The 25,489-nt window shown below is 31.8% G+C and carries 19 protein-coding genes and 2 tRNA genes; 11 read left to right on the forward strand and 10 right to left on the reverse strand.

Annotation, left to right across the window (positions count from 1 at the left end; translation table 11 throughout):
* Window positions 1-269: 269 nt before the first annotated feature.
* From WOVOC_RS00260 to WOVOC_RS00290, 7 genes are all read left to right on the forward strand, one after another.
* Window positions 270-989, forward strand: coding sequence for a triosephosphate isomerase (locus tag WOVOC_RS00260; RefSeq protein WP_014868941.1), 720 nt, complete (start codon window positions 270-272; stop codon window positions 987-989).
* A gap of 336 nt (window positions 990-1,325) precedes the next feature.
* Window positions 1,326-1,454: a hypothetical protein gene (locus WOVOC_RS04885; protein ID WP_255325509.1), complete on the forward strand. Its 129-nt coding sequence runs from the start codon at window positions 1,326-1,328 to the stop codon at window positions 1,452-1,454.
* A 409-nt stretch (window positions 1,455-1,863) separates the two neighbouring features.
* Window positions 1,864-1,962, forward strand: a complete 99-nt coding sequence (locus WOVOC_RS04940) for a hypothetical protein (protein ID WP_369665129.1) — start codon at window positions 1,864-1,866, stop codon at window positions 1,960-1,962.
* Between the two features lie 2,499 nt (window positions 1,963-4,461).
* Window positions 4,462-5,775 carry a cbb3-type cytochrome c oxidase subunit I gene (locus tag WOVOC_RS00270; RefSeq protein ID WP_052317716.1) on the forward strand — a complete coding sequence of 438 codons (1,314 nt, stop codon included), beginning with the start codon at window positions 4,462-4,464 and terminating at the stop codon, window positions 5,773-5,775.
* 572 nt (window positions 5,776-6,347) lie between these two features.
* Complete coding sequence (nuoE, locus tag WOVOC_RS00275) at window positions 6,348-6,848, forward strand: NADH-quinone oxidoreductase subunit NuoE (protein ID WP_025263945.1); 501 nt, start codon at window positions 6,348-6,350, stop codon at window positions 6,846-6,848.
* Complete coding sequence (gene tgt, locus WOVOC_RS00280; protein WP_025263946.1) at window positions 6,849-8,066, forward strand: tRNA guanosine(34) transglycosylase Tgt; 1,218 nt, start codon at window positions 6,849-6,851, stop codon at window positions 8,064-8,066.
* Between the two features lie 1,744 nt (window positions 8,067-9,810).
* Window positions 9,811-11,307 (forward strand): proton-conducting transporter transmembrane domain-containing protein, encoded by a 1,497-nt coding sequence (locus WOVOC_RS00290; protein ID WP_025263947.1) that lies wholly within the window; start codon window positions 9,811-9,813, stop codon window positions 11,305-11,307.
* A gap of 32 nt (window positions 11,308-11,339) precedes the next feature.
* On the opposite strand, the gene WOVOC_RS00295 is transcribed toward WOVOC_RS00290, so the two are convergent.
* Together WOVOC_RS00295 and WOVOC_RS00300 are read right to left on the reverse strand one after the other, a co-directional pair.
* On the reverse strand, window positions 11,340-12,245 hold the full coding sequence (locus WOVOC_RS00295) for an FKBP-type peptidyl-prolyl cis-trans isomerase (protein WP_025263948.1): 906 nt from the start codon (window positions 12,243-12,245) through the stop codon (window positions 11,340-11,342).
* The gene (locus tag WOVOC_RS00300) at window positions 12,238-12,969 is read right to left on the reverse strand and encodes a polyprenyl synthetase family protein (RefSeq protein WP_025263949.1); all 732 of its coding nucleotides are present in this window, start codon (window positions 12,967-12,969) and stop codon (window positions 12,238-12,240) included. The genes WOVOC_RS00295 and WOVOC_RS00300 overlap by 8 nt, the downstream gene beginning before the upstream one ends.
* A 151-nt stretch (window positions 12,970-13,120) precedes the next feature.
* On the opposite strand from WOVOC_RS00300, the gene WOVOC_RS00305 reads away from it, so the two are divergent.
* From WOVOC_RS00305 to WOVOC_RS00315, 3 genes are all read left to right on the forward strand, one after another.
* Window positions 13,121-13,393: an acyl carrier protein gene (locus tag WOVOC_RS00305; RefSeq protein WP_014868948.1), complete on the forward strand. Its 273-nt coding sequence runs from the start codon at window positions 13,121-13,123 to the stop codon at window positions 13,391-13,393.
* Window positions 13,390-14,655 carry a beta-ketoacyl-ACP synthase II gene (gene fabF / locus WOVOC_RS00310; RefSeq protein ID WP_025263950.1) on the forward strand — a complete coding sequence of 422 codons (1,266 nt, stop codon included), beginning with the start codon at window positions 13,390-13,392 and terminating at the stop codon, window positions 14,653-14,655. The genes WOVOC_RS00305 and fabF overlap by 4 nt, the downstream gene beginning before the upstream one ends.
* A gap of 307 nt (window positions 14,656-14,962) precedes the next feature.
* Complete coding sequence (locus tag WOVOC_RS00315) at window positions 14,963-15,892, forward strand: AEC family transporter (protein ID WP_014868950.1); 930 nt, start codon at window positions 14,963-14,965, stop codon at window positions 15,890-15,892.
* 62 nt (window positions 15,893-15,954) lie between these two features.
* Here WOVOC_RS00315 and gatA read toward each other — a convergent pair whose 3' ends face one another.
* Window positions 15,955-17,430: an Asp-tRNA(Asn)/Glu-tRNA(Gln) amidotransferase subunit GatA gene (gatA, locus tag WOVOC_RS00320; RefSeq protein ID WP_025263951.1), complete on the reverse strand. Its 1,476-nt coding sequence runs from the start codon at window positions 17,428-17,430 to the stop codon at window positions 15,955-15,957.
* 514 nt (window positions 17,431-17,944) lie between these two features.
* Here gatA and WOVOC_RS00325 point away from each other — a divergent pair.
* Window positions 17,945-18,016, forward strand: a tRNA-Glu gene (locus WOVOC_RS00325).
* A 115-nt stretch (window positions 18,017-18,131) separates the two neighbouring features.
* On the opposite strand, the gene rnc is transcribed toward WOVOC_RS00325, so the two are convergent.
* The 7 genes from rnc to WOVOC_RS00355 form a co-directional block, all read right to left on the reverse strand.
* The gene (gene rnc, locus WOVOC_RS00330; RefSeq protein ID WP_025263952.1) at window positions 18,132-18,839 is read right to left on the reverse strand and encodes a ribonuclease III; all 708 of its coding nucleotides are present in this window, start codon (window positions 18,837-18,839) and stop codon (window positions 18,132-18,134) included.
* An 81-nt stretch (window positions 18,840-18,920) separates the two neighbouring features.
* A complete protein-coding gene (locus tag WOVOC_RS00335; RefSeq protein ID WP_025263953.1) occupies window positions 18,921-20,000 on the reverse strand; it encodes a quinone-dependent dihydroorotate dehydrogenase in 1,080 nt (359 codons plus the stop codon).
* An 834-nt stretch (window positions 20,001-20,834) separates the two neighbouring features.
* Window positions 20,835-20,906, reverse strand: a tRNA-Cys gene (locus tag WOVOC_RS00340).
* Window positions 20,907-20,911: 5 nt separating this feature from the next.
* The gene (locus tag WOVOC_RS00345; protein ID WP_014868954.1) at window positions 20,912-21,808 is read right to left on the reverse strand and encodes a class I fructose-bisphosphate aldolase; all 897 of its coding nucleotides are present in this window, start codon (window positions 21,806-21,808) and stop codon (window positions 20,912-20,914) included.
* Window positions 21,809-21,933: 125 nt separating this feature from the next.
* A complete protein-coding gene (locus tag WOVOC_RS04715; protein ID WP_369336060.1) occupies window positions 21,934-22,173 on the reverse strand; it encodes a hypothetical protein in 240 nt (79 codons plus the stop codon).
* Between the two features lie 1,033 nt (window positions 22,174-23,206).
* Entirely contained in the window at window positions 23,207-23,410 is a 204-nt protein-coding gene (locus tag WOVOC_RS04720; protein WP_025263956.1) for a hypothetical protein, read from the reverse strand.
* A 1,461-nt stretch (window positions 23,411-24,871) separates the two neighbouring features.
* On the reverse strand, window positions 24,872-25,099 hold the full coding sequence (locus tag WOVOC_RS00355; protein ID WP_014868955.1) for a hypothetical protein: 228 nt from the start codon (window positions 25,097-25,099) through the stop codon (window positions 24,872-24,874).
* Window positions 25,100-25,489: the final 390 nt, after the last annotated feature.

Genomic DNA, 25,489 nt, shown 5'->3' on the forward strand with positions numbered 1-25,489 from the left:
GGTTATAAGTTGGATAAGTGGAATTCAGGAAAGCTCCAATGAAAGAAAAATTTAGTAAAAGTGAGTAATGGTAAAAAATTTTTTGTTGACTCTACTCTATTTAATAGACTTGATTTGTTTTTGTTACTTTATATAACTAAGTATATGCCTTTGATTATAAGTAAAGGTAATGAGGTTACACCTTACGTATAGTCAATTTCGTTAAATTAACAATTAAGCATGAGGGAAATTAGCTTTAATATTGTTCGTTATCTATATAAGTAAAGTTGATGTCTTTTTTAATTGTAGCAAATTGGAAAATGAATGGAACGCGGTCTTTGTTTGTTGACTTTATAAATAAACTTAACAATAAGAGCAATGGAATTACCTCTAAGATCGTGGTTTGTCCACCTTTTACATCATTGCCAGATGCCATAGAGCTAAGCGATAATATTAATATAGGAGCACAGAATTGCCATTATAAAAAATATGGATCTTACACAGGTGAGGTTAGTGCAAGGATGTTAAAAGAATTAGAATGTACTTATGTAATACTTGGACATTCTGAAAGAACCAACGAAACAGATAGTGAAATAAAACTTAAGTCAGAAATAGCAATAGAGTCTGGTCTACACCCAATTATTTGTGTAGGTGAAAATGCAGAAAATTATAAGAGTAGGAGAACAAAGGAAGTAATAGTATATCAATGCAAAAACCGCTTATTGATACATAGTGAATATACTGTAGCATATGAACCGTTGTGGGCAATAGGTACAGGGTATATACCAAGCAATGATGAAATTGCTGAGGTAATAGAGGTAATAAAATCCTGTATTGGTGAAAAACAGGTTATATATGGTGGTTCAGTTAGTTTGGAAAATATAGGAAGTTTGCTTAGGATCTCAAATTTATCAGGAGTTTTGATTGGTAGTGCAAGCCTAGATTTTGATTACTTTTATAAAATTATACAACAAGTTGAAGAAACCTACAATTCTGAAATCAGTAATTAGGAAATCTGTATACATACTAACAGATTTAAGGAGTACAAGATAGCAGCATTAATAATTGCAGCGGGAGGAGCAATAAATGCAAAATAGTGCAGTTTCTAAGCAGTGTATAAAGAAAGCTAACAGGTAAACCTATCTTGTTTCATACAGTCAGAAAATTCTTAGCTAACTAGCATATAGATTATGTAATAGTGGTCATTAACGAATGATTATGAAAATTTTTATAAAAAAGCTATATCATCATATCATCAATTATAGATACTAAATTCTGAGGTCAGTATACGGGTAAGAAATTAGGTAAAACTCAGTTAAATTGGGACTTGAGAGTTTGCAAAAGAAATGAACCATGATTTTGTCATTATGCACGATGCCTGTAGGCTGTTTGCGTTAGATGTTCTAATAGATAGCTTAGCTCAGTTTATGATTAATGGTCGGCATGCTGAAGTAGTCCAAGGCAATAGAAGTTGAAAGTACTATGTTGATGATAAATGATGGTTCTGTCGAATTCATGATTTTAAGAGAGAAACTTAGAGTGGTATAAACTCCTCAAATCTTTGATTTTAAAAAATTACTATTATGCCGTCGGTTAAATAAAAAATTTACTGATGGTTCATCGCTTGTGGTAGAGTACAAAAATGTGTTGTAGTTATTGGAGGTGAAAAAAGTAATTTCAAGTTAACTATAAAAGAAGATATTGGTATGGTAAATCTCCTTCTTGAATAACCAAAATATCGTGTTGTTGGAACGGGTTGTCATATATATAAGTTTATCAAAACTCAAGATGAACCCAGGAATTTTGTAAAAATTTGTGCTGTAGAGATTGAGCACTATATAGTAATAGAAGTATATTCGCGATGGTGATGCGATAATACACGCAATAGTTGATGCAATATTGGGAACGCTAGAATATGATGATATAGGGGTTTTCCTTCTAATTTTGCTAATTGGAAAGATTGTGACTCATCTTATTTTCTAAGCTTTGCTGCTACAAGAGCTAAAGGAAGAGGATCGTGTATCTAATTTAGACATTACTATAATTTGTGAAGAGCCTAAAATGTTGCCTTATATTGATTGTAAATTTGTAATATAGAGACAACAACTGCAGAAAAATTGGGTTCTATTGGAAGAAGTGAAAGAGTAGCAGCGGCATGCTTCCATATTATTGGACAAGTTAGCGTCTTGTGTTAATTTTCCCTTAACGCTTATGACCATATCTATTAAGTAGAATCACTTGAGGTAGTTTGAAACCTGCTCCTAAAAATTAATTTCAAAAAAAAATCCTCTTTCATCTTCAATAAAAGTTCTCACGAATATTGCTCTGTTTATTGCTGTAGCATGTAGTCAAGTTTTGGGTCGAGGAATTTTATAAAGCCATGAAAAATTAATTTTAAAAATGTTAATAATGGTGCAATATTTTCGCAAGTATTCAATCCTCTTATATCTAAATTTTAAGTCTTGGATGTGTTGATCAAAGAAAATGACCTCTTCACACGGGTCTAAGATTATGTCTTAGTCCAGCTTCATTTGATAAATCCACTACATAGTTTATGGACGTAGTAGACATTATCCAAATTTAAATGCCTTACTTTTACTTTTTAGTATACTTTTTTTAGCGCTATACATATTCACTTTTCATTTCCCTTTTTGTTTGGTAAAAATCTTCAATTTATGCATCCTATAGAGTTTTATACATTCCGTCTTTATCAAGAAGTTTTTAGTTCATGCAGTTTTCTATAATCTTGTCACATAATTAAGTAATTAAGTACTGAAATGCGGTCTATATGCAAAAACATAGATAGGGGATGTGCTATTACTATGATAGACTTCATCTTATATATGATTCATATGGAAATTTTTGGATATTATTTTTACTTGCAGAATTGAGTTGTGATGTTGTCTAATCTAGAATTAATATAGGTGCAATTAAAAAAATTGCTTTTACTAATTGTAATACTTTACCTCTACCAATCCAAAAATTTTACACCTCTTCTCTTAACAAGAGACTCGTAACCTTGAGGCAATTTTAAAATAAATCCATCGGCATGTGAACATTTAACAGCCTCTACAACTTCATCATCACTAGCCTATATTTTGTCATAATGAGTATTTTAACAGAGTTATATGAAAAAGTGATGAATCTTGTGGAATCGTTTTTACTCTTTTGTGTAAAGAACTCTGTTATGTTGGAAATATCTTGCCGTTAATTAAAATTTTCTAGACTTTACATCGTAAAACCTGAGAGGTTAGGGTTACAGAATGTTGATTTGCCTTTACCCGAATAATCAACAGGTTCTACTTTTTGGTTAGATTCAATTATCATGAGCTTGTTTCTAAATATTAGTATTGCATTGTTTATAATGGAAATGAATTTTATCAAAAGTAGTTTTGGTTTTTTTTAATGGCTAGATCTATAATATTTGGCTGATCTTAAATTTTATGAGTGAAAGTAATTGTTCTTAGAGCTTGAGTAATTCTTACTTACGATTGGAAAATCGTAAAAAGTTTTTCGCTATCATCCAAAGAGAATTAGCTATTGCTATGTTAATAATCGTAATAAAGGAAAAAAGTATTCGGTAGTTATTAATCCTTAACTCTTTCTTTAGTTAGAAAATAATAAATTAAGTATTTGTACAGTTATAAATGAGAAGGCATAGAAAGTGAAAATTGGCATGCCTGGCTATTAAGGTTCTCTGTTTTGCTTTAATAATTTTGCTATGAGGATCCATAAAGATGATTTTCCTGGTATCTGTTTGAAAATAACCTTGTAATGATGTTTAAGAGTACATCTATCATTTTGCCAGTAAGTACTTGAGCTAAGCTCTAATCATGTATCTGTAAAATAAAGTTGATATTTGCTTACAAAAAAATAAACTTTAATACAAAGTACTAGCATGCGGCTTAAAGCTATTAATTATTATTTGTATAATATTTAGAACATAGTTTATCAAATTGTTGACCTTATTAATAAAACTGCTATAGGAGTTATTTTTATAGTAACTATTACCTTGATTTAATAATATGGTAATACTTAATTTAACAATATTTTTACGAAGGTGGAACCTATCTTAATTTCAAAAATAGTTGTGTAATTTGATAATTCATTTAAGTGAGCATGATATTAGTATATATAGATATGAAGGGAATTGCTGTTTTATGAAAAGAGTTACCTACATTTGATGTTAAAGGACAATCTACAATAACTTTTATTATTAAATATGCCTAAGCATGGGCTGCTAAAAGGAAATATCTACGGCCCAGACTAATGCTAATAGCAACGCTATTGTAGTATTAACCAAAGGTGGATATGGTATTTTCATGATGAAAGATACAACCTACTTTGTTGTGATATTATTTGTATTTCACTTAAATTGTTAGTGGAACGAACTGATATAGAGTTATATTAATCATCGAAAAATTACTCTATATTAATGTTATAGTACTTTATCGATCAAAAAATAAAAAGGGGAAAATAGCTGTGCTTATACAAGATAACATTTCACTTTGCAAACGATGGATATTTTTGGCAGTATGCGCTCTTGCTTGTTCTGGGCTACTGTCGATAATTGTTGTTTTCCTGCGGTTGCCTTTTGTTTTCTCTCTCATTCCCTCTGCACAATATATCTTTGATAATGCACTAGTGATACATGTGAATTTATCAATTTTGGTATGGATGTGCTCTATAATATCTTTACTTTTTATTATAAACCTACAAAACACCAATAATTGGCTTAGCTTTTTATGGGTTCTGTCAACCCTTTCCATGCTACTGATATTTGTGTCAGCATTTGTTCCGGGTACTGAAGTTATTAAGAGCAACTATATTCCCGTATTACAAAACAAATTATTTTTGTTTGGGCTTAGTTTGTTTATTATCAGCATATTGGTAAATGCAGCTTTTACCTGTATGTTAAATAGGCAAGTCTCATACTTTTTTGTTGGGCAAGTTGGGTTAGTTATTATATTTGTATCGTCGTTCCTTTGCCTTGTTCTAGCTCACAAAAACATGCCTGTAGATTTATATCACTTAGATAAAAATTTATTTTACGAATATCTCTTTTGGGGAAGTGGACATTTGCTGCAATTTGCTTTTACTCAAGGAATGTTTTTAGTTTATTTGATAATGTTGAGTTCCAATGTCAATCTAACTTCAAACAATAAAATTGCTATTTTGCCACTATTTATAAATATGATCTTGGCTGTATGTGGACCATTTATATATTCTATTTACTCGGTGAATAGTGCTGAATTGATACAGTTTTTTACTTGGCATATGAGAACTGCTGGAGCAATTTTGCCGTGTTTTTTAACAATATTAGTGTGTCGTAGTATAAAAAGCTTACTTAATGATAAGAACAGTTATTTATTACACTCATTTGTGTTGTTCACTTATGGAGGCATACTTGGAGTACTAACTGTTGAAGGAAATGTTACCATTCCTGCTCATTATCACGGTTCTGTAATTGGCATCACTATAGCTTTTATGAATTTTGTTTATTGGTTATTACCAAAACTGAACTGTAAAGAGGTAGAAAACTTTGTGGTAAAATTGCAAATTTATGCCTATGGCTTTGGACATTTTCTTCATATTACTGGTCTTGTTTGGCTTGGTGGATACAGTGCCTTAAGAAAAGTTGCGGATTTGCCAAGTATTTCATCAATATTAGCACGTACCTGCTTTATTGCGGGTGGAGCTATATCAGTTATTGGTGGAGTGTTGTTTGTAGTAATTGTGCTTTTATCTCTGTTTAAAGGCAGAGCGCGTAGCTGTGCTTCTTGGAATAATTCATAGAAAAATTCTTTAACAAATTTCTTGCTAACTCCTATTATTATACTAATAAAGATATTGAATTATCTTCAACCTTTGCAGGTCAAGTGATGGAAGTATTACGAGATTAGTGTCTTATATTTTATTTTTATGGCTTTATGTTTTTACTAGATTTTAGTTTTTATCCATACAAGCTGAAATGCATTTATAGAACGTTAAAAAAATGAGAACATCAATTTACAGGATTAGAGAATAATAAATAACTGTCTGCATGAGGATTTCTTTTGTTTTTTTTCTGAGCATTTAAACTTAGGATATCTGATACAGTTTAAGAGTAGCTAAATTGCAGCGCTTTAAGGCTTAGAAAAAACGCTAGTGCTAGAAGTAAGTACTAGCGAGGATTTCTTCTGCCTTTTTCTGCTTATTAAAGCTTTTGATATTTTATTATTAAGGGAATTTAAGAACAGCTGAATCGCAGTGTTGTAGAAAATACGATATTTAAAATATCTACTTCTTTCTAGGTTATACAAGAAGTTTAATTGCAATTATTGATCATTCAAATATATAATCTGTTGAGACTTATGTAATCTTTATAGATGAAAGAAAAAGAAAGACAATTTAGTTTTACATCGGAAAATCTTGAGAAGGCAAAAAAGTTTATAAAGATGTATCCAAAAGGGAGAGAGGGTAGTGCTGTTATGCCTTTGCTATACTTGATTCAAGAACAATGTGGATGGGTTCCTAGATCTGCAATGTGCTACATTGCTGATATGCTTTGTATTCCACATATTCGTGTGTACGAGGTAGCAAATTTTTATACTATGTATAATTTAAAACCAGTGGGTAAATATCTTGTACAAATTTGCAGAACAACTCCTTGCTGGTTATGCAGTAGTGAAGAAGTTCTAGATACCTTTAAAAAGAAACTAGGAATTGATGTTGGTGAGACCACTAAAGACAATCTGTTTACTTTAAAGGAAGTTGAATGTCTTGGTGCATGTGTTAGTGCTCCTGTTGTACAGATTAATAATGATTTTTATGAAAATCTTACTCCTCAAAAAGTAGAGAACATTATAGTAGAACTTTCAAATAAGTAGATGAAAAGAAAGTTTTCATTTAAAATAACTAAGCAATCAGGTTCTGCAAGAGTTGGTACTATTGAAACTCCAAGTGGAAATATAGAAACACCGGCATTTATGTTTTGTGCGACAAAGGCTGCAATTAGAGTTTCAGATATCGAGAGAGTCAGCGAAGCTGGCACTCAAGTAATACTGTCTAACACATATCACCTAATGCTTCAACCAGGAGAGAATACCGTAGAAAAACTTGGTGGGTTGCACAAGATGATAGGATGGAATGGGCCGATGCTAACTGATTCTGGTGGATACCAGATATTTAGCTTAGGACACGGATCAGTTTCAGAAGAGATAAAGGGAATAAGAAAAAAACAAAAAACTCTAGTCAAAGTTGATGAGTATGGAGCAGTTTTTCGTTCTTACATCAATGGTAAAAGTTATTGTTTAACTCCTGAAAAGTCTATTCAAATTCAACGAAAGTTAGGTGCAGATTTAATCTTAGTTTTGGATGAATGTACCCCGTTTCACGTTAGCAAAGAATATACACAGAAATCAATGCTTATGAGCCATAAATGGGCTGAGCGTTCTTTGAATGAGTTTAAAAGGAATAATAATGGCAAACAAGCACTATATGGAATTAGTCAAGGCGGAGTGTATCAAGATTTGCGTAGAGAGAATTGTGATTTTATTAATCATTTACCATTTTTTGGTCAAGCAATAGGTGGATCTCTTGGTCAGAGTAAGAAGCAAATGCATGATATAGTTTCTTTTACTATGGAACATTTAAAAAGAACGAGACCTACTCATTTGCTTGGTATTGGTGGAATTGTGGATATCTTTCATGCAGTAGGGCTTGGAATCGATACGTTTGATTGTGTACATCCAACTCGTTTAGCAAGACATGGTGGTGCGCTTATTAAAGTGAAAAATAGGAATTCTATTATTTCGAAGTGCAAAGAGCATATTAATTTACGAAATCAACAATTTAAACTGGATAATAGTCCAATTGAAAGTGACTGTCTATGCTTTACTTGCAGAAAGCATTCAAGGGCTTATATATACCATTTGTTAAAAGCTAAAGAACTGCTAGCTTACACTCTTATTACTATTCACAATATTTTCTTTATGAATGAACTGATGAAATCAATAAGACAAGCGATATTGAATAATAGACTAAATCAGGAAAGGAGTAACTGGGTTAGTGAAATACCGTCATTTTGTAACCTTGTTTCTTCTTAAGTTTTTTCTTCATGCTGTTAGCTTTTTTTTCTTATTATTGATTTTGAAATTGTTACAATAGATAATTAACCTGTTAGTATTGGCCTTTTTATTCTTGATTAGTAAAATTATAAGATGAAGATATCGCTAAAGGAGATGATATTTTATTAATATTCAATTTTGGTAATACTGTTACTAATGGATGCATGTATAGTCGTTTTACTAGTAAATAGAAAGAGATTATGGTTTAAAAAATGGAGTGTCTAATAATGAATAGGAGGGTTTTTAAAGGATGAAGGTGAAATAAAAAAAAGGCTGAAACCTGTACTGTAATCTGCACTTTCAAGTAGAGTAAAGGTCAATATTGTATCGTCATATGTATGCTATGAAAGAAAATAATGGAAGATTATTTAAGTTTGTTTAAGGAGCAAGCAGTTGGTATTTTTATGTTTAGTGATTTCTAAGAGAATTATTATATTATGTTTCCAAAAAGACTCATAGAACAACAGAGTTAAGTTAGAGAAGATTTACACTATCTATAAGGCAATTGTGAAACATAAAAACAAACATGAAGTTGCTAAAGATCTGTTTTTGGTTTTTTATAGTATAAATAGTATAAAGAAAATTAATAAAATTATTAAATTAATAAATAAAAAAGAGGAATGGCCTTGAAAAAAGTAGGCTGAGTATTAAATAAAGAAATACAAAAAGTCAAATTTAAGGGTGGTAGGCACTATAAATGAAAATGGTGAAATGGTAGGAGGTGTTAATTATCTAAAAAGTACAAGAATTTATTAATGCAACCTATGTAAGAACCTATATACCGAAATTTTAGGTATTCATAGTCATTGTTAAAAAAAGTTATTACCATTATTGCTTACTAAGAAAAAGGAATCAAGTACTGGTATAGTTGTTGATGAGATTAGGAGTAAAAAAAGAGGATGTTAAAGGTATATTATTGTCTGAAGGATAAACAAGACTAATGCACTCAAGATATTATGCAGCGTTGACCTATCAAGCAAATAAAATCTACCTGAGGAATTATCACTAAGTGGAAAATGAATATGTATTCTAAATTATTTCTCTTAGTACAAGTTCAGGGTAACCAAGGGTTTTTTTAGAGATTGTTATTCAAAAAATAATAGGTACTATTTGTAATTTCTTCGAAAGAAAATGATGACGAAAATTGAAAAGCAAGGCAATAGTGTAATAGAGGAAAAGTGAAGTTACTGTCAAAGGAAATAAACCAATGTAAATCTCTAAAATAAAAATATACTATTGACGCCGTAGTCTGGTTATGAAAAGGAAAGTAAAAGATCAAAGATCTTGTAAGTAGTTATAAAGGCAACCAGCTGGAACAAAAGGTATTAATGTTGTTGAGCCGTAATTTATAAAAAAATAGGTGTGAATTTTAACTCTATAGGAGGAGGCTATAAAGAAAAATATAAATTTAAGCAGAAGACTATTATTGCTTCTGAAAGCCATATGAAAAAGTGAAGATGGGGGATAAAGCTAAAGCTATTGAGAAAAGTTGATGATTTGATAACACATTGTTTAATTTTATAATGTGTAAGATATATATGACAAATTAGAAAAACTTATCTAGGTTGGGTTAAGTTATATGAGAGAGTAGTTGGTACCCGTCTCTTATTTCATCCATATGATAAATATCATAATATATAAAACTAATTTACTAAAAAAGTGGCACTTTTCTGTAATTTGAGTATAATTCTAGCTTTGCCTAAGCAGAAAGATGAATCATTTAATGGACTATGTTTTAACATCTCTTTCCTTACCGCTTTTTATTACTGAAAATTATTTGTTAATTACTGCATTGATTCCGATGCTTGGTGCAGTAATTATCTTTTTTACCGGTAGATGGCCTAGAGTAAGTAACAGTATTACTGTTGTCTCTTCTGTACTTCTATTTACGTATACGTGTCTGTGCACTTTATATTGGGCATATAGTGATTATTTTCAATTTATCCTCATTGATTTTGGTAATAATTTACATATTAGTTTAAAACTAGAGTCTACAGGAATAATATTTAGTTTATTAATATCATTTTTATGGATATTAACCAGTATATATGCAGTATGCTATATGAAGAGTAACTATCCTGGTAGTAATCACTCAAGTTTCTTATGTTTTTTTTCGGTATCGATTAGCTGTGCGATGTTTATTGCTTTTTCCGGAGATTTGCTTACTACATTTGTTTTTTATGAGCTTTTAACTATCAGTACCTATCCTCTTGTTACCTATAATGCCACAAATGAATCAGTGATAGCTGGACGCTATTATTTTGGCGTACTGTTTTTTTCTTCCTTAGTACTATTTTTTCCAGTTCTTGGTTTCTTATACAGTGAATTTCATACTTTAGACTTTGTAAGCGATGGAATATTTAAATTTGATACTTCACTCATTACTTTTACTGCAGTATGTTTTACTATGCTGATTTATGGAATAGGCAAAGCTGCACTAATGCCAATGCATTTTTGGTTGCCCAAAGCAATGGTTGCACCAACTCCCGTGAGTGCTTTGCTGCATGCTGTTGTTGTTGTGAAGTCCGGAGCTTTTATCATCATAAAAGTTATATTGTGTATTTTCGGTATCGGTAATCTGCAACGCTTTGCACAACAAAATTGGTTTGCTGGAGGATGGCTGCCATATGTTGCGGGGTTTACCATTGTTGCTGCCTCGCTGATTGCACTCAAGCAGAAAGAATTAAAAAAATTGCTTGCTTACTCTACTGTTTCTCAATTATCATATATTATATTATCCGCTTCAATTCTTAGCGACTTCAGTGCAAAGGTTGCAATTTTTCAGTTAGTTTGTCATGCGTTTGCAAAAATCACTTTATTTTTTGTTGCAGGTAGCATAATAACGAAAACAGGTGAGAAATATGTGGATAGAATTCATGGCATAGGACGTAGTATGCCAATTGCCATGATAGCATTTACTATAGGTGCGTTATCTATGATAGGGGTGCCACCTGCTCCAACTTTTTGGGGTAAATTTCTCATTTTCCAAGCTGTCTCTGACTCCGGCGATTTATCACTTATTATATTTGTGATTCTTCTGTTGATTGTAAGCACTATACTCAATGCTATGTACTTTTTGCCAATAATTTACAATGCTTTTTTCTTAAAACCTTCCCAAAGGTTTTTCATTAAAAAAACACCTATTTTTCTAGTTTTACCACCGGTTATTACTGCAATATGTACTTTTGTTATTTTCTTTAGTTATCAAATAATATTTTAAAGTATCTGTCTTTTTGCTTTAGAACTTTAATTCTACTGTGAGTTGGTATCTAGATTTAGATGAATTATCGAAATATGTTCTTTGTCGAAACCTATATCTTTGATTGACATGCTATCAGTAATATTTAAGAGTTCTGGTGGAGAAATGATAGTTCTTTTATTAAAAGCTCTCATTCCTATAACTCCAAGCTCTATGGCAAGTGGTACTTTTTTATCACCAACCTTCAACTGTGTTGTTTGATTTTTGATTATATATTTACCATTATGCCTCATTATGCTATATTTAATCGATATTTCGTCACCGCACTTTACTTGTTTCCCGGTTTTGTCAATTAGATCATCAAAAATCATCATATTATTTACTAGATCTGGATATTTATCTTTTACTTCAAGTAGTTTAACATAATAAGAACTAATGCTCGCTTCGGTATTATTAGTAGTACTGTTTACAGTAATTACACGTTCTCCTCCTTCCTTCATGCCTATTGTTCCCAAACTTAACTCTTTCGAGTTGTTTTGACCTATTTTAAAAGTGACATTAGAGACTTGATTCAAAAGTGGTATTGCTAGATTGTTAGATATTTTATACACTTGTAATAGGACTTCCTGACCGCATAAAGCTTTGCTGCCGTTGCCTTCTGTGATTTCATAAAAGCTTATCATATTTTCCTCTCTTTTTTGCTGTGTTATTTCTTCTAAATATTCTGTTATCCCATACTTTTTAATATAACGGTCAAATGCTGATTCAAGTATTGGTTTCACTAAATAGTATGCTATCGTCTGCACTAAGCTATTATGGGTAGTACTTATCTCATAAAGCTTGTCCTTTTTTTCTGGTTTGCCTTTATTTATGTGTACTATAATAAATACAAAAGCAGAAGTTAAGGTAAAAATTATTATCATGGAAACAATCAACTGTAATACAATTTTTTTAGCCATCTTTTTTTGCTTGATTCAATAAGTCATATAGGTATGACCAGTGTTTTCCTCGGAGTTTGCTGAGATTGTTTAAAGCTTGTTCGTAGTTTTCAGTATCATCTTCAGCTTGAAAGATGAGCCCAAGATTTATCCTATAGTTATATAATGCTCTACGTTGTTTATCCGGTGTATCTCCTACTATAGCACCTATTTTACATGGAGCTGCAAGTAGTTTTGCGGTTTTCATCAGATGCATTTTTTTTATTTTGCCAAAGTTTTTATCAGAATCTAAAACTTGCTCTCCTACCATTCCTTTAGTTCCTCTCATCTGAGATGGTGATTTTATGATTTCATGGCGCTTATTACTATCCTTATTTGGTGAAGATAATATTTCAGAAGCGAGAGTAAGAGGTGCATCTTCAGCAACAAGCACTGCTGTTGCTTCATCAAATTTCTTATAGCAGCAGCTTAGCTGATTTTTGCTATTATTATTGCTATTGTCTATATATGGCAAGTCATCCTGAATCAGGGAGTGGGTGTGAACACATTTAACTGCTACAGCAATTGATATTGCTTCTGAATTGAACACTTGTGACAGAGCTGTAATTAAAAGTGGACGTATTATGTGTTTTGTGGGAGCGAAAAGCACGTAGTGCATTGCTAATATATGCTTGTTTTGGCTAACTTTAGATAAAATTTTATCTGTTTCTGCGATAAGTAAACTTTTTATTAACTTGTCTAACATTTTTGAATTTATTAGTTTTTTAGCGTATGATACTAAAATATGCCTTAGCTAGAGCAGTAAAAAGCTTTGTGATAGTTTATCAATCATAAAAGGTATTGCAAACATAAAGATTTTTTATAACATCAAAGGATAGGTTATTTTTTGGTAAAAAATGGATAGCGAACTAGCAAAAAGTACTAGAGAAGACATAGAAGAAAAAGTGAAAAAGATTGTGTTAGAACACATTAGTAAAGATGTAGAGAAGTTTGATAGTTCTTCAAAGCTTTCGGAGCATGGAGCAGATAGTTTAGATGCAGTTGAGATAATTATGGCAGCAGAAGAAGAGTTTGGAATAGAAATTCCTGATGAAGATGCTCAAATAATGGAAACTATGGAACAAATAGTTGATTATGTAGTAAAAAAACAAATAGTTAGTGGTAAATGAACAGAAGAGTAATAGTTACTGGTGTTGGCTTAATTACTCCACTGGCAACAGATGTTAGAAATACTTGGCTTAAGTTAATAGATGGTAAATCTGGTGTAAGAGGGATCAGCAGGTTTAATGCTTCTGATCTTGCTTGTAAAGTTGCAGGACAAGTTCCCTTACAACATGATAATATTGATCACTGCTTTAATTCATTAGATTATGTTTCTAAAAAAGATCTAAAAAGGACAGATCGTTTTATTCACTATGGTGTTGCTGCTGCTGTTCAGGCAGTAGACGATTCACTAATTTTAGAAAGCCAAAATATTAATCGGGAACGTATTGGTGTTACTGTTGGTTCCGGTATAGGTGGCCTTTCATCAATTCAAGAAAATGTAATTACTATGCAGGAAAAAGGACCTAGACGTGTTAGTCCATTTTTTGTTCCTGCAAGTTTAATAAATTTGATATCTGGTCATATCTCTATTAAATATAAATTTATGGGCCCAAACGATTCAGCAGTAACTGCATGTGCAACAGGTGCACATGCAATAATAAACTCAGCAAGAACTATAAAACTTGGCGAAGCAGATGTAATGATTGCAGGTGGATCAGAAAGTGCTCTGTGTAGAGTGGGAATTGCGGGTTTTGCATCTATGAAGGCATTATCAACTAGATTTAATGATAAGCCTGAAGAAGCTTCAAGACCATGGGATAAAGAACGTGATGGATTTGTTATGGGTGAAGGAGCAGGTGTATTAGTTTTAGAAGAATATGAACATGCAAGGAAAAGAGAAGCAAAAGTATATGCTGAATTGGTTGGATATGGACTAACAGGGGATGCACATCACATTACATCGCCACATTTAGAAGGAAGGGGTGCATTCAAAGCAATGCAAATTGCCTTAAAGAGTGCGCAAATTAACCCAAATCAAATTGGATATATTAATGCACATGGCACTTCAACACCGCTTGGAGATAAAATTGAAGTGATAGCAATAAAACGGTTATTTGGTGAACATGCTTATAAAGTACCGGTTTCTTCCACTAAGTCTTCTATAGGGCACTTGCTTGGCGCTGCAGGGAGCGTTGAAGCAATATTTAGCATCCTTGCATTAAATAACGGAATTACTCCACCAACTTTAAATTTATATAAGCCTTCAGAAGGATGTGATTTAAATTTTGTACCGTTTAAGGCTCAAGAACACAAAATTCAATATGTACTTTCTAATTCATTTGGCTTCGGCGGCACTAACGCATCACTTATCTTTGGACAAGTATAATTCAGTTTTTTACTGGAATTGTTTATAGCTAAAATATACAAACATAGAGTTCTCTTATTTTATAGAGTAGTTACTTTTTATAAATTTTCTATCTTATACCATCTAAAAGTGCATAGTGAAGTTTAGATGGAAATAAATTTTACTTTTCAGTAAGCTTATTGTTATTGAAAGATATTCAAGAAGCTTTTTTAGTCGATTGTGACCTAGATAAGTTGAGGAATAAATTTTATTTACTTTTGCAATATCTTAAGATCTAATGTCACTTTATCAGTAAAAAATATCAAAAAGGATTGTAATTTAGGCTAATATGTTTTTTACCCTTTTTCTTAAAATATTGCCTGTTTATATTACAATACTGATTGGTTGTTTGGCAGGGAAATACCTTAAAGTTGATAAAAATACTATATCTCAAATACTTTTTTATATAGCTAATCCAATAGTGATTCTATATGGAGTATCCCATACAGAGGTTAATTTAAAGGTAATTTCTTTGCCGATTTTAATATGGTTCATAGGTAGCACTATGTCCTTATCGGTTTATTATCTTTCTTCTTTTCTATTTAAAGATAACACGAAAAATATATTAGCATTTAGCTCAGGCAGTACAAGCATGGGTTATTTTGGCTTGCCAATTGCTATGACTTTATTTGATGAAGATTCAGTGTCTGTATATGTTGTCTGTTATATAGGAATGGCGCTGTTTGAAAATAGCTTAGGATTTTATATAGCTGCAAATGGTATATATACTGCGAAAGAATGTATGTTAAGATTGTTCAGGCTTCCTTCATCTTATGCGATGATTTTAGGCTTTTTTTTAAGTATATGCAATGTGCAAATACCTGCTTTTTTGATAGATGTTATGATGAATATTAGAAGTACATTTATTACATTAGGAATGGTGCTGTTTGGAGTGAGTATTGTACAAATTACAAATTTTAAAATAGATTGGAAGCTTGCTTTAACCACTATTACAGCAAAGTACGTGTTCTGGCCATTATTTGTTTTAGGAATTGTTCTGATAGACAAACATATTATAGGTATATACGACGAGAGTATATATAAAGCACTGATGTTGCTAGCTATTATTCCAGTTTCCGGATCTAGTGTGGTACTTGCTAATATTTTAAATTATCAACCAGATAGAGCTACTTTATTACTTCTCATAAGTACCACAGTGGGACTGTTTTACGTTCCACTAATGATATCATTATTTTTTGCTAAACTTATTCCTTTTTGATTAGAAACTTGGACAGTGTGACGTTATATGTACACTGACTACTGATTGAATATGGTCTTATATCAAACTAAGCTACGTAGTTCAATTATCCTACCACAATTTTGCTCGATTACATTTGCTACATTCAATATTCCAGCTTCATCATAATAGTTTCCAATTACTTGTAAAGCAAGTGGTAGCCCTTCACTAGAAAGTCCAACAGGAATAGAAATAGCAGGTAGGCCAGCTAAACTTGCTGGTACAGTAAAAACATCATTGATGCACATAATTATCGGGTCTGGCTTTTCATTTAAGCCAAAAGCTTCTGTCGGAGCGGATGGAACAAGTATGTAATCTACTTTCTCGAATGCTTTTATAAAATCATTCCTGATTAATGCTCTAATACATTGTGCTTTTTCATAATATTCATTATAATGACCTGAAGAAAGTGCGTAAGCACCGATGAGGATTCTTCTTTTCACTTCTTTTCCAAAACCTTCTGCTCTTGTTAGTGAGTACATTTCTTCAAGGGTATCAGCATCAGCTCTGAATCCGTAATGCACACCATCGTAGCGAGCAAGATTAGATGAAGCTTCAGCAGAGCAGATTAAATAGTAGACTGGTATTGCATATTTAGTGTATGGCAAAGCAATATCAACAATTTCAGCACCGCTTTCTTTTAAATTGGAAGAAACTTTTTCCCAATAGTGGACGATTTCTTCTGAAATTCCATCCATTCTATACTCTTTTGGTATACCAATGCTTTTGCCCTTAATATCACCACTTATAAGGCTAGAAAACTTAGGTACTAGCCTTTCGCTTGATGTTGAGTCTTTATTATCATAGCCACAAATTGTTTCCAGCATTAATGCTGAGTCAGAGACAGAACGGGTTATAACTCCTGCTTGATCCAAAGAACTTGCAAATGCGATCATGCCAAAACGTGAACACCTCCCATAGGTTGGTTTTATTCCAACTACTCCACAATAAGCTGCTGGTTGGCGTACAGATCCACCGGTGTCACTTCCAAGTGCTCCAGCGCATAAGAATCCGGCAACTGCTGATGCAGATCCGCCAGATGATCCACCAGGTACAACCTTTTCCCCATCACTTTTCCTAGTCCAAACATTTTCAACAGGACCAAACCAGCTGTTTGTGTTTGCGGAGCCCATAGCAAATTCATCCATGTTAAGCTTACCAAGCATGACTGCTCCGCTTTTTAGAAGCAATTTAGATACTGTAGATTCGTAAGTAGGAACGAAGTTTTCTAGCATTTTTGAACATGCTGTTGTTTTTATTCCTTTTGTGCAGAATAAATCTTTGACCCCAACTGGTATGCCCATGAGCGGTGGAGTTATATCGTCTTTCTGTTTTGAAAAATGTTCATCTGCTGCTTTAGCGGCTTTTATTGCTATTTCTGGAGTTTTTGTTACAAATGCATTTAGTTTCTCATCTTCAACTGCATTGATATGTACCTCTGTAAGTTCAACAGCGGAAAAATCTTTTCGATTGAGCCCATCACGCATCTCTGTAATGCTTAACTTTCTTAGTTCATTCATTAATATTCAATTTTTAGCAAAACATTAATTATAACAACAATAGGATAAAGGGTCTATACATTTATAGTTATAGCTAGAAATGTAATTAAGGTAACTTGGATTGCCAAAATGAGTTTATAATTAAAGTTGATAGCATACTTTTGAAGTATCATCTCAATGTATATCATATGAATATTGTGATTTGATAGTTCCGCAGCAAAACACAGTGTTCCAAGCTTCTTAGAATTGGAATAATATAGTGTTTGTTGTTGAAATTTAGAATTTATTAGCCATTTTTATTTTAATATAATTAAATCTACTAATGTAAATAGTGAATTACTATTCTTAAATTTGACTAAATTGATTGTAGAAGAAAGAATTTTCAATAGGTCGTTTATAACCTTAGCTATAAGCTAACTTACTATGCAACAAAGCAAGGTTAGCTTGTAAAAGTAGTCTTTACTCTTTGTTTTGCTATAAAACAATTGAATTGACTTTATATGAGTAATCAATATAACTTAGTCAATTGCATATTGACTCTTTCGTCTAGTGGTTAGGACATCACTCTTTCACGGTGGTAACACGGGTTCAAATCCCGTAAGAGTCATATTGGGCTAACTAGTATGGTTGGTGTCATATCTAGAAGCAATGAAATGCTTTATTTTTTGGCCAGAAAGTTTTTATTTCTTGTTTTTGGCTTCTTTGATATTTAGGTTGATTGCTTAAGTTAAATTGGTTTTCTTACTATTATTAATTTTTCCTATCATTAACTCGGCAGCTTTTTGTTCGGCAACCTTTTTGCTAGAAGCACATGCAGAAACTCTGCCATAATTTTTTATGTAAACTGATATAGTAAATTCTGGATTATGTGCTGGTCCAGTCTGTTTTTTAAGTTCATACTTTGGTAAGGGTAGTTTATTTTTCTGTGTCCATTCTTGTAGCGAGGTTTTAGGGTCTTGAGGGGGATTGAGCATATATTTAGCTAGCTTTTCCCAATATTGGGTGACAAATCTTTCAACATTTCTAAATCCGCCGTCAATGTAAATCGCACCTATTAGTGCTTCAAGTGCGTTTTCTAAATTTTTTAGGTTGTATTTTCCTCCATTACATCGCTCACTGTTATCCATGATAATAAAATCACCCAATTTTATCACTTTGGCAACATTAGCAATAGTACTACCACAGACTAAGTCTGTTTTTCGTTTTGCCAACCTCCCTTCTTTTTCTTTAGGAAAGAGTTTAAATAGTATAGTAGACACAACCATATTTAGAATACTGTCACCTAGAAACTCTAGTCTTTCATAATTTTCAATTTGGTTTTTACTGTTTCGTTTATTTAAGCTTGGATGGGTTAATGCTTCTTTTAGAATAGAATAATTTTTAAACCTATAGTTAATAATTTCGGATATAGTATCATTTAAGTTTTGCATGTTTGTTATCTTGGAAAGAAACACTTCCTATTTTATACCTTTATATCAGAAAATTAGTTTTATTCTATTAAAATAAAGTTGCTAAAACTCACAATCACAACCCACTGCCTCACTGATGTTACTAAGTCCATCTCTTCTTATTAGCTCTGCAAGCTCCAGATTGATTTTATTCACGATTTGAGGTCCGTGATATATGAGAGCAGTATATAGTTGTACTAAAGATGCTCCTGCCTTTATTTTTTTGTATGCATCAATACCACTTGAAATCCCTCCGCACCCTATCAATAACATTTTGCCTTTGGTAAGTTTATACATATCACTCAATAGCTCAGTTGAAAGTTTGAACAACGGCCTGCCACTCAGTCCACCACTCTCATTATAATGAAAGTACAGATTATCTCGATTAACTGTAGTGTTGCTTACTACCAAGCCATCAATTTTATATTCTAATGCAAGCTCAGCAATGTTTTCTTTCGTTTGTTGGTCTATATCTGGTGAGATTTTTAGCATTATAGGAGTATATTTAGAACTGTTAATTGACTGCCTGGCTAGAGTTATGGATTTCAGTAATTCTGATAATTCTTGTTTATTGTGCAAGTTGCGTAAATTGGGTGTGTTTGGAGATGAAATGTTCAGCACTATATAGTTGCTTTTTCCATGTACCATCTTTATTAGGTCAATATAATCACTGATTTTGTTTTGTGATATGCTATTTTTCCCTATATTGATTCCAAAAATGTCATTATTAAGCCTAATTTTGTTTATTTGTTTGAGAAAGTAACCTATTCCTTTATTGTTAAATCCCAATCTATTGATTATTCCTTCATCTTGGGTTAACCGGAAGATTCTTGGCTTTTTATTTCCATATTGGGGGTATTTAGTTACAGTTCCAGCTTCAATAAACCCAAAACCAAATGAGAGCATGGAGCTTATAACTTCCGCATTCTTGTCAAAACCTGCAGCAAGACCTATGGGGCTCTTAAGTTTATTATCAAAGAAGTTTACGTTTAAAGACTCAGGTAGGTGTTCTATGGGTTTTTTGTAAGGTATCTTTTTTAGAATCATGATTACCAATGAATGGGCAATTTCAGGTGGTAACAAAAGCAGTAAGTTATGTAGTGTCATTCCTATAATGATACTCTTCAACTTATTTTCTATCATAAAATACTGTGGAAGCATAGCCGTAATTTTTAAAAAGGTGTTCTCATTGATTTTACTTGTAAATAATAGGTAAAAGCTTTTTTCACAAAGTTTATTATTGCTATTATCTGATTCTTCTTCTTATTTCGATAGTGAGAGACTTCAAAAAATTTAGCTCTGAGCACTTAAGTTGTTCAGTACTGCTTCAATTGAGATTATGAGGCGGTCTAGCTTGGTATTAAAATTTCTGAATTTAGTAGAAACACTGGCTATCTTTTTGGAAACTAATGGCTTAGTGTTTAAGAAAGTAATTATGTTATAAAAGGTATGATTTCTGGTTGTAAAATCATGGCGGATTATTTTTCTTAAGCAGTGTTGATATGTTATAATTTTCTTATCTTAATGGTGCGAGATAGTTACTTTAGGAAGTAAAGAAAAAAACATTATAGTACGAGCAAGGGAGACATACTTTTTGAATTGCTGTAAATGGCGTTGATTAATGAAAAATTAACGTCTAAAGTAGTTGTTGTTAATGCTTTATAAAATAGTAAATGCGCTGAAGTTATTGAATTTAGGCCATATAGTAAAACTTTTGAGCAAGCAATTTCTCTGTTGAAAATAGTGGTGTGGTTAGTGCAACGAGTAAGTATATTATCTTCCATTTTGGGAACTTATAATGGGTGTAATACAGGATTTGGTAGTTACAACTAAAACTGGGGCAAGATTGTTAACTTGCTAAAGGAATTGAGATTTTGAACTCAAGACATAACCAGGTAGACTTAGGTTTGTTAAGGTAAGTTAGTCACTAAAAATACTGCTAAATTAAGTAGTTTTTCAAGATATAGAAAACGAGAAAGGCCAGGACCGGAATTGAACCGGTATAAAAGGATTTGCAATCCTCCGCATAAACCATTCTGCCACCTAGCCGATTTTTATGCGTAGATATCCATTATATCTTTTAGCATAGATAAAGCCTCTTCTCTTTTTCTTTGAAAAGAGTTGCGACCAATGATTGAACCATTACCACCACCATGCTTAATTTCCTTTGCCTCATTATATATATCATTTGCTGATTTTGACTCACCACCAGAAAAAACTATTATTCTTTTTCCTGCAAAGCAAGATTTTCTGACATATTTAATCCTTTTAGATAAGGAATCAATATTTTCAACCTTTATTTTTTCTTTTTCTAAGTGGATAGTTGGAAGTTTTACTTTTATTATGTTTGCACCAAGCAAAGCTGCTACGTGTGCAGCGTAGGAAATAACGTCAACTGCTGTTTCACCTTCTTTGGAAATTCCTTCACCGCGTGGATAAGACCATAGTACTACTGCGAGTCCACAAGATTTAGCCTCAGATATGATTTCACAGGCTTCTTCTATCATATCAAAGCACTTAGCAGAACCAGGATATATGGTGAATCCAACAGCTGTACAGCCTAAACGCAGTGCATCTTTTACAGAAGCAGTGATTGCCTGATCGGAAGTTAAACTTTTAGAATGTAAAGAGTTCGAGCTATTGAGTTTTAGGATAAGTGGCAGCATTCCGGCATAAGTTGAAACACCAGCTTCAATCATACCAAGCGGGGCAGCGTATGCGTTGACTCCTGAATCAATTGCAAGTTGAAAATGATAATGCGGATCATAAGCATCAGGGTTAACTTCAAAGCTTTTGATTGGTCCATGCTCAAACCCTTGGTCTACAGGGAGAATTACTAATCTACCAGTTCCGCCAAGTTTTCCATGCATGAGAATACGAGTGAGGTTTGCTTTTACCCCAGGGTTTTCACTTTCGTAGTAACTTAGAATTTGTTTTACTTTGTCACTCATTGTTGCTATAACTCAAATTAATTTTAAATTATAACAAGGGTAAAGCTTAGTACAAGAGTTTTGTAAACGATATTAAAAGTAATCTTATTTACTTGTTTATTTATATAAATCCTTAATTTTTCCCTTTAATTAATTACTAATTCAGTATCTTTCTTAATTAAGTAATTTTTTATTTCTTCTCCAATTGGTCTTTTTATTGGATTTGCTCCCATTTCCTTACTGTAGCCAGTTTGTATAAGGTAAAATTTTACTTCTTCCTTCACTGAGCAGATTATGTCTTTTTGCATGAGCTGTGTTTTTAGTTCATGAGCGAATTTATCCATAATATGCAGGATTATATCTATATTTAAGTCAGAGAAAGAAATAACAACATCGAGACGATTATGGAATTCGTGACTAAAAACCTGCCTCTATTGCTTTTTTGCTATCACCAATGTTAAGATCCTTATATTTAAAACTAATGGAGTTTTTACTGCGTTCAGATATCTCTATGTTGGTTGTCATAATTAAAATTATATTAGTAAAGTTAAAACTTTATGCCTGTAGGTGCTTATAATACAATTATAATCTATGATTTGTAGTAATATATTAATAAATATCGCTTGTGAGCTTTCTTGATTTCATTAGGAAGTACGACATTATATTGACTGTTAGATACATTTTCTGTAAACAGTCTACCTTGGTTATAACTTATAATATATCCATGGGGGAACCAATTATTCTAGATATTGAATAAGATACTTTATATTTGGATATGTCAAAATGTACAAGATTCATATTCATATTTTTGCTAGCTGTTTTCATAAGTTCAGTTTTACCTATGCTTGTTGGTCTGTAAAGAGATAATTAGTTAGAGGTTTATTATAATTTTTCAGCTCGAATTTAGCATTTTTAATAAAATTAACAAGAGGTTCTATCGCTTACTCTTGACCAAAAATTATCTTCTCGAGATTCTCTTTTAGAGGTTTGACTTTTGTATGTTATCAAATTCAGATCTATAAAATATGTTTGTAATCCTAGTGATAATTTCTTGATATCTTTGCTGTTTGCAATTTTTCGTTTGTTTTCTTTTGTAAATTGTAATATGCCTATGCTTTATCAGATAATGTCTGCACCACTAATATATTTATATGAAAGTTTAATTGCAGCCTTAATGGCGTGTTTTGTATAATATACTCTCTTTCATAGTAGGACTTTGTACCGTTTAGTATTTTTATTGCCTCGTTAACAGAAGATTCTTTCATATTAATCTTTTGAAACCTTCTTACTAATGCTTTGTCCTTTTCAAAGCTGTTGTTGTATTCTCTGTATGTAGTTGTACCTATACGATGCAATATGTGTACAAGTTTAAATGGATTACCAGTAGCATCAAGAAAGTTACCACTTGTTGAATCTGCTTCAGTAATAGTATGTGTATTTCATCAATGAAAAGGATGCACCAGGTTTTGTCTCGATTGTTTTTATTATAGATTTTATTTTCTCTTTAAAGTTTCCTCTATAGGGAGTTCTTGCAAGGAATGAACCTAAATCTAAAGCATAAATTATGCTGGACTTCAGCGTATTGGAGGCACTACCTAATGCTAAATCTTTTTCAACTATCATAGTTTTACCAATATCTAGTCCCTGACATATAGAAAATTATTTTTTATGTCTTAGTAAGATTTCTATAGTACGTTCTAATTCATAACCACGAACGATAACATAGTCTATTTTTCTTACTTCTTCGCATAATCATTTAAATTTTTGCAATAACTTTGCAGAGCTTTTTCATTTTTATAATAGCTTATCTTTATTTACTATAGTAGAGATATCGTTATTTTTATCAAATTTTTCTTTATGATTAGTAGTGTGTTCATATATATCATTTGAACATTTTATATTAGATATATGATAAACTAAATTAGAATTCTTTGTATTTTGTTTCTGCAATAGATCCTCAGTATATAGATCTGTTTAGATAAATTTCTACTAGAACATTTACTATTTATTTTTTCTTTCTAGGCTACAAGCTTATATTACGACTATATGTATTTATGCGTTGAAATAATGAATCAGGCCTAGTTCTATTGATGATCATTTCAGAAGTATCTTCTAGAGGACCTGTTATGTTATTACCATAATAGCTATTAATTTTGACACTATATCTATATCTTGATAGAATATTGTTTATATTGATGCTTATCTTGATGGACATAATTTACAATCACATCTTTAGTTAATGCTAACAGTAAATGTTCTATTTGTGTGTACTTAAAATTGAAAATCAGAAGTAATTGGCAATATTCTATTTAAACTGCCTTTAAATTTTTATAAATCATCTTTTGCTTTAGAAAATGGGAACTTATATATAATTGATAGCATACAATTATTAAAAAAAAACTGAGTCCAGTTTATTGTAGATAAGCTTTTTGTAATATGTCACTTCTGTAGTGGTTTCGGTATGAAAGTTGTTTATTATTATGTTTGTAAGATACCATATATACTATACTACCTAATGTAGTACCTGTGATTTTCTAATAACACAACTGTTGTAATTACTTTGATAGCAGTGATTTTAGATACGATTCTCATTGTATCTAGTGTGTACCTGCAGCATCAAATAGTAATTAGGTCTATTTTATTCATTCCCTTGCAAAGGTTTCTAAAGACTGTTTTTGCGAGAAATTATACATTTTATTGTTTTTACTGCAAAATAGTTGCTGGGTGCTTTGTTTTTTTTGTTTCAATTTGTTATTTCTATTTGTGTGTGTTTTTTTGAAATGTGTTGAAGGTGAAGTTACTTTACTTGTGAACATCTATAAGCTCCTATTTACTAGTTGTTTTTGTTATGTGAAAATTAAAACGGATGATCGTGCAGCGATATTGTTTATAGTGAGTTATTCTTAAGTCCGCTTATCATTGCAGTTGATGGTTCAACATTGCTACTCACTTTTGATTGGAATGATTTGGTAAATATTACAATATGGTAACCTAAATCATCAATTATTGTTTTTAAAGTTAGGTTTAGATTTTGGTAGTAAGTTATAGTGGTAGTAGGTACTTCTGGTTTATCTTTTCTGTTTTTTATATATCGAACTGATTAGAGAAACTGAAAGATAATACACCTTGAAATGCTTCTTTGAAGTTATTTACATTACTATTATTCCAATTTTCTATGACCACTGGAAAGCAGATAACCTTTTGTATGTTTTCTACATATTTCTTTATTACTTGAAAATACTCTGCTTTTCCTACGATATTTTTGTTTACATTTTCCTGGTCTTGACTGAGATGCTTCTCACTGAAAGTCATAATAATTATAATTGTAGCAATTTTATTTTCATCTCAGTATAGTGAGATATATTAAGCAAATATATCTTTCAAGTTGATATACCATTTTGGTTTATTTTATTTAGATAACAGAAAATTAAGCTGTGCTTGTTTTCATATATTAATTTGCCTGCAATAACAGATATTCTTCTTACTTTCATTTTTTGATAGTAATTTAGCCATGTATAAAAGCAAATACTGAGCATCCAAGCAATTGGTACTGCGTGTAACAAGAGTTCTCTTGTTAATCATATTGCTACGTATATTTAATATGGTTTTGAAGTATTCTCTTCAAATTCTCATTCATTTCAAATAATTGTTTTTTCGGTTTGCTTAATTTTCTGTTCTGCATAAAATTTTTATGAAGTTCAG

The sequence above is a fragment of the Wolbachia endosymbiont of Onchocerca volvulus str. Cameroon genome (genome assembly GCF_000530755.1).
Lineage (GTDB): Bacteria > Pseudomonadota > Alphaproteobacteria > Rickettsiales > Anaplasmataceae > Wolbachia.